This is a genomic window from Yoonia sp. (assembly GCF_017854565.1).
Classification (GTDB): Bacteria; Pseudomonadota; Alphaproteobacteria; order Rhodobacterales; family Rhodobacteraceae; genus Yoonia.
Genome location: NZ_JAFMHJ010000089.1, coordinates 1 through 6,094 on the forward strand (window position 1 = coordinate 1; position 6,094 = coordinate 6,094).

The 6,094-nt window shown below is 56.2% G+C and carries 4 protein-coding genes and 2 tRNA genes; all 6 read left to right on the forward strand.

Translation table 11 applies throughout. The features are described 5' to 3' along the window. Positions 1-572 precede the first annotated feature (572 nt). On the forward strand, positions 573-1,703 hold the full coding sequence (tgt, locus tag QZ196_RS17085) for a tRNA guanosine(34) transglycosylase Tgt (protein WP_296428556.1): 1,131 nt from the start codon (positions 573-575) through the stop codon (positions 1,701-1,703). A 256-nt stretch (positions 1,704-1,959) separates the two neighbouring features. After that, the gene (gene lon, locus QZ196_RS17090; protein WP_296428557.1) at positions 1,960-4,371 is read left to right on the forward strand and encodes an endopeptidase La; all 2,412 of its coding nucleotides are present in this window, start codon (positions 1,960-1,962) and stop codon (positions 4,369-4,371) included. 152 nt (positions 4,372-4,523) lie between these two features. Continuing rightward, on the forward strand, positions 4,524-4,880 hold the full coding sequence (locus QZ196_RS17095; RefSeq protein WP_296428558.1) for an HU family DNA-binding protein: 357 nt from the start codon (positions 4,524-4,526) through the stop codon (positions 4,878-4,880). A gap of 13 nt (positions 4,881-4,893) precedes the next feature. Next, positions 4,894-4,968: transfer RNA gene (locus QZ196_RS17100), tRNA-Val, on the forward strand. 69 nt (positions 4,969-5,037) lie between these two features. Next, positions 5,038-5,613 (forward strand): histidine phosphatase family protein, encoded by a 576-nt coding sequence (locus QZ196_RS17105; RefSeq protein ID WP_296428560.1) that lies wholly within the window; start codon positions 5,038-5,040, stop codon positions 5,611-5,613. A 41-nt stretch (positions 5,614-5,654) separates the two neighbouring features. Continuing rightward, a tRNA-Val gene (locus QZ196_RS17110) sits at positions 5,655-5,730 on the forward strand. Positions 5,731-6,094: the final 364 nt, after the last annotated feature.

Consider the following 6,094-nt stretch of genomic DNA (forward strand, 5'->3'; position numbering starts at 1 on the left):
CCACCGTAGGTGAAGCCGCCTTGATCGTTCAGAAGGCGCAGCGTCACACCGGCGGTCGATTTGGTCGCATCGTCCGTATCCAATGTGTCATCGGCGCGGCTGATATAGCCGAGGTCCAATGCGGTTACGGCGGTTAGGCCATTGCCCGCAGATGCGGCAAAGCTGAGGCCGATATCGGCTCAAAATCGCGAATCTTCGCCGTTGATGCCGCCATTGCTAAAAATGTCGCTGCCGCCGTCTTGGTTGTTCCATGTGCCGATCGCACCTGTGATTTGCACCGAAGAATCCTGTGCAAACGCGGGGGCGGCTGCAATGATTGCCAAGCATGCACCAAAAAAGGGAGAGTATGTCATTTGTTTCCCTGACTGATTTACTGATTAATCCTTATTTTTTATACTTCTGCCAGAGATTGATCAAAATAGTCTGGCGCCGGGGCCGGGAATTATATGGGGGTATATGTTAAAATTGGCTTAATTTTTTATATGAAAATAGTTGGAAACGATGGCGGGGGTCGGTCCCGGCGGCATTTTTTCCGCCTTGGCAATTTGGCGCGTTTGCGGCAATAGCGTGCGATGAGCCAGAATTTTTCTTTCAGTTTGAACGCCACGGACGGCAAGGCCCGCACTGGCGTGATCCATACCCCGCGCGGCGATATCCGCACGCCCGCGTTTATGCCCGTAGGCACTGCCGCAACCGTCAAGGCGATGATGCCCGAAAGTGTTGCCGCGACAGGCGCCGATATTTTGCTGGGCAATACCTATCATTTGATGCTGCGTCCAACGGCAGAGCGTATTGCCCGCTTGGGCGGTCTGCACAAATTCATGAACTGGTCAAAGCCAATCCTGACAGATAGCGGCGGGTTTCAGGTGATGTCGCTGGCCGAGTTGCGCCAGCTGACCGAAAAGGGTGTGACCTTTAAATCCCATATTGACGGGTCGAAACACGAACTGACGCCCGAGCGGTCGATGGAGATCCAGCGACTGTTGGGATCTGACATCGTGATGTGTTTTGATGAATGCCCCGCGTTGCCCGCAACCGACATGGCCGTGGCCGAGAGCATGCGGATGTCGATGCGGTGGGCTGCGCGGTCCAAGGATGCCTTTGGTGATCGGCCCGGTCATGCGCTGTTTGGTATTCAGCAAGGCGGGGTCACGCAGGATTTGCGCGAAGAAAGTGCCAAGGCACTGCGTGAAATCGACTTTGATGGCTATGCGGTGGGCGGTTTGGCGGTGGGCGAGGGGCAGGAGGCCATGTTTGGCGTGCTGGAATATGCCCCCGATATGCTGCCCAAGGACAAGCCGCGCTATCTGATGGGCGTAGGCAAGCCGGACGATATTGTCGGCGCTGTAAAACGTGGCATTGATATGATGGACTGTGTCCTGCCCAGCCGGTCGGGCCGCACGGGGCAGGTGTTTACGCGGCGTGGCGTGATCAACATCAAGAACGCACGTCACGCGGATGATCCAAGGCCGTTGGATGAACATTGCACCTGTCCGGCCTGTTCGCATTATTCGCGGGCTTACCTGCATCATGTGTTTCGCGCGCACGAGATGATATCGGGGATGCTTTTGACTTGGCACAATCTGCATTACTTTCAGGAAATAATGCAGGGCATGCGCGATGCGATTGCAGTGGGTCAGTTTGCCGATTGGGAAGCGGGGTTCCATGCGGGAAGGACCCAAGGGGATATCGAGCCGGTTTGACCACCCGGTGATTTGTCCGATTTTGCCCGAAAACATGTGTATTTCAGCACTACGCTGACTTTTACGACGTGTCGGTCGATCTTTTTGCGTTTGTTCGCTTGCGGCTGTCGGGCGGGAAAGGCAATCTGTCGTCCAATATCGTCACATGTTTGGTTGAATCGCCTACGGCGCCACCCCACATGTTGATCCGAAGAGGAGATGCACCATGTTGCCGCAATGCGGGACCGGCGCGTCTTGCCAAAAAAGGAAAATGAGCATGCAAGAACCATTGAGTTCATCCTACCCCGTCCTGCCGCTGCGCGATATCGTGGTGTTCCCACATATGATTGTGCCGCTTTTCGTCGGCCGGGAAAAGTCTGTCCGCGCCTTGGAAGAGGTCATGCAGGACGACAAGCAAATCCTGCTGTCCAGTCAGATCGACCCAAGTGCGGACGACCCCGATCATGACGGTATTTATAAAGCCGGTGTGCTGGCCAATGTGTTGCAGCTGCTGAAACTGCCCGATGGCACCGTAAAGGTGCTGGTCGAGGGCCGCAGCCGGGTGCGCATCACGGGCTTTATCGAAAATGACAGCTTCTTCGAGGCATCTGCGGAATATCTGACGGAGTTGCCCGGTGATCCCACCGAGGTCGAGGCGCTGGTGCGCAATGTTGCCGCCGAGTTTGAGCGCTATGCCAAGATCAAGAAAAACATCCCCGAAGAGGCCATGGCCGCTGTCGGTGAAGCCACTGAGCCTGCCAAGCTGGCCGATCTTGTGGCCGGGCATCTGGGCATTGAGGTTGGACAAAAGCAAGGCCTGCTTGAGACGCTGTCGGTGTCTGAGCGGCTGGAAAAGGTGTTTGGCCTGATGCAGGGCGAAATGTCGGTTCTGCAGGTCGAGAAAAAGATCAAGACCCGGGTGAAAACCCAGATGGAGCGGACCCAGCGCGAATACTATCTGAATGAGCAAATGAAGGCCATTCAGAAAGAATTGGGCGATGGCGAGGAAGGCCAGAACGAGGTCGCGGAACTGGAAGCCAAGATTGCCGAGACCAAGCTTTCCACAGAAGCCCGTGAAAAGGTTGATGCAGAGCTGAAAAAGCTGAAGAACATGTCGCCGATGTCTGCAGAGGCAACGGTCGTGCGCAACTATCTTGACTGGCTTTTGGCGCTGCCATGGGGCATCAAATCGCGCACCAAAAAGGATCTTCACAAGGCCCAGGAGGTGTTGGATAACGATCACTATGGCCTTGAGAAGGTCAAGGAGCGCATCGTTGAATATCTTGCCGTGCAACAGCGCTCGGCCAAGCTGAAGGGACCGATCATGTGTTTGGTTGGCCCTCCCGGCGTTGGTAAGACATCGCTGGGCAAATCGGTGGCCAAGGCGACGGGGCGCGAATTTATCCGTATTTCGTTGGGTGGCGTGCGCGACGAGAGCGAAATTCGCGGTCACCGTCGGACCTATATCGGGTCGATGCCGGGCAAGATCATTCAGGCACTGAAAAAGGCGAAGACGACGAACCCGCTGATCCTGCTCGATGAAATCGACAAGATGGGGCAGGATTTCCGGGGCGACCCGGCGTCGGCCATGCTTGAGGTGTTGGATCCGGAACAGAACGCGACGTTTGTCGATCACTATCTTGAGGTCGAATATGACCTGTCGAACGTGATGTTCCTGACGACGGCGAACAGCTATAACATGCCGGGGCCGCTGTTGGACCGGATGGAGATCATTTCGCTGGCGGGCTACACCGAGGATGAAAAGCGCGAGATCGCAAAGCAGCATCTGCTGCCGAAGGTCATGAAAAACCACGGCTTGAAACCCAAGGAGTTCAGCGTGTCCGACGATGCGCTGACAGCGATCGTGCAGGTTTATACCCGCGAAGCTGGCGTGCGGAATATGGAGCGCGAGTTGGCCAAGATCGCTCGTAAGGCGGTGACCAAGATCGTCAAGAAAGAAGCCGAGGTGATCACGGTCACAGCCGAGAATCTGAAAGATTTTCTTGGCGTCGAGAAGTATCGCTTTGGTCTTGCCGAGGCCGAGGATCAGATTGGTGTCGTAACCGGTCTGGCCTGGACGTCGGTGGGTGGCGAGTTGTTGAATATCGAAGCGCTGCGCCTGCCCGGCAAGGGCCGGATGAAGACGACCGGGAAACTGGGCGACGTGATGAAGGAATCGATTGATGCGGCATCGTCTTATGTCCGTTCAATCGCGCCTGAAATCGGTGTAAAGCCGCCCAAGTTCGACAAGATCGACATTCACGTCCACGTTCCGGATGGGGCGACGCCAAAGGACGGGCCGTCGGCCGGTCTGGCGATGGTGACATCCATCGTGTCGGTTTTGACGCAAATTCCGGTTCGCCGCGATATTGCGATGACGGGCGAAGTGTCATTGCGCGGTAATGCGATGCCCATCGGCGGCTTGAAGGAAAAGCTGCTGGCGGCATTGCGCGGGGGCATCACCACCGTGTTGATCCCGCAGGAGAACGTCAAGGACCTGCCCGAGATTCCCGACAACGTGAAAGAAGGGTTGACGATCATCCCGGTTAAGCATGTGTCCGAGGTGCTGGAACATGCGCTGGTCCGCAAGCCGGAGCCGATTGAATGGGATGAAGCCGCCGAAGAAGAGGCGGCTGCGGCTGCCGCTTTGAAATCCGGTGGCGGGATCGAAGAGGCACGGGCCCACTAAGTCCCGTGATACAAGACAGAAAGGCGCGCCCCATGGGCGCGCCTTTTTTTGCGATGCGACTGCGCAGTTTACCTGTATTCAAATCCCCTCAATAGACCCGTGGCAATGCCGTCAAAATCCGCTAGGTTCACTTTGGAAAAGCAGGAGATAAGATGACACGCGCACCCACCCCATCGTTGAGTTCAGCGAAATTGGCCCCGGTCGTGACCGACGGCAATGATGTCCCAGCCGACGTGCTTAAGAAGCCAGTGTTTCTGGATCGTGTCGTGACCAGAACCGGTCTTAAGAAACGCGATGTGAAGCCTGCGGTTGAAGCCGCACTGGCCGTTTTGGCAGAGGCGCTGACGAATGGCGAAGAGTTGGTTCTGCCGCCGTTGGGCAAGCTGCGGGTTGTAAAGACCAAAGAGATCGGCGATGGCGCACAGGCGTTCACGCTGAAATTGCGGACGATGAAAGACAGTGCCGGTGCGGGCAAAACGGGTCTTGCAGAGGCCGATGATGACGATTAAATCAGATTTTATTGGGTGATTAGCTCAGCGGTAGAGCGCTTCGGTCACATCGAAGATGTCAGGGGTTCAAATCCCTTATCACCCACCATTTCTTTTTTGGGTCGCCGGTGCGCACAGGCACGTGCCCTAGATCCCCAAGCGCAGGGCGCGGTGTCAGATGGCGTTTCCAGAACTTTACATCCTGCGGCATGGCGAAACCTATTGGAACGCCGAAAATCGCATGCAGGGTGGGTTGAATTCACCCTTGACCCAGACCGGCAAGACGCAGGCCGCGCGACAGGCCGCATTATTGTCCGGGTGCGATTTACAGGGGTTTTCGGCCATATGCAGCCCGCAGGGACGTGCGATTGAAACAGCAGGCATCGCGGTTGCCTGCCATGTCCCGATGATCCGTACCGATGACCGGCTGCGCGAGATTGGCGTGGGCACCTGGCAGGGCCGTATCCGAGATGGGCTGATGCTGACGGCCCGCGATCATGACGATGGCCCGGATGGGCCAATTGGCTTTTATGAACATGCACCCGGCGGCGAAGGATTTGCCGCATTGGAGCTGCGCTGTCGTGATTTTTTGGATGGTCTGACCGGGCCTGCCGTGCTGATCACCCACGGCATTACGTCGCGGATGTTGCGCACAATTGTGATGGGGCTGGGACGTCCGGAATTGGGGAAATTGCCGGGTGGACAGGGCAATGTGTTCCATTTGAAAGATGGTGTGCAAAAGCAGCTAAGCTGAGGCTTGCATCGTCCGCAGATATACCCTAAAGCACGGCCAGCGGGTGATTAGCTCAGTTGGTAGAGCGCTTCCTTTACACGGAAGATGTCGGGAGTTCGAGCCTCTCATCACCCACCATTTTTCGATGCAAAAACAGATACTTAGAGGTTATATATCTGCTTTATGTGTAGCAGTTTTAGCACGCTACATGTGTAGCCTTTCGAGGCAGTTGGTGCGATGAAGTTGCGCCGTGCATATCCGACCAGACCCTCGACAGCGCCTTTGTCGTTGCCCTTGCCCGGGCGCAAAATCCACAACGCTGGTCAGGCAAAACCCGAAACTGGCAACCCGCCGGACCAGTCTGGCTTAACCCAGAAACCGAAATCAGCGCCCCTGAAATCAGAGACGCTGCATGAAATCGGTGGACAACTTGTTTGACAAACACCGACCCGGCCGAAGAACGCAAAGGCATGGGCATGGCCGTCTACCCCAGGCCTCAGAG

What these genes read in the sequence shown, in the direction of transcription:
- QZ196_RS17095 (WP_296428558.1), top strand. Translation starts at nt 4,524, where the DNA reads ATGACACGCGCACCCACCCCATCGTTGAGTTCAGCGAAATTGGCCCCG.
- tgt (WP_296428556.1), top strand. Translation starts at nt 573, where the DNA reads ATGAGCCAGAATTTTTCTTTCAGTTTGAACGCCACGGACGGCAAGGCC.
- lon (WP_296428557.1), top strand. Translation starts at nt 1,960, where the DNA reads ATGCAAGAACCATTGAGTTCATCCTACCCCGTCCTGCCGCTGCGCGAT.
- QZ196_RS17105 (WP_296428560.1), top strand. Translation starts at nt 5,038, where the DNA reads ATGGCGTTTCCAGAACTTTACATCCTGCGGCATGGCGAAACCTATTGG.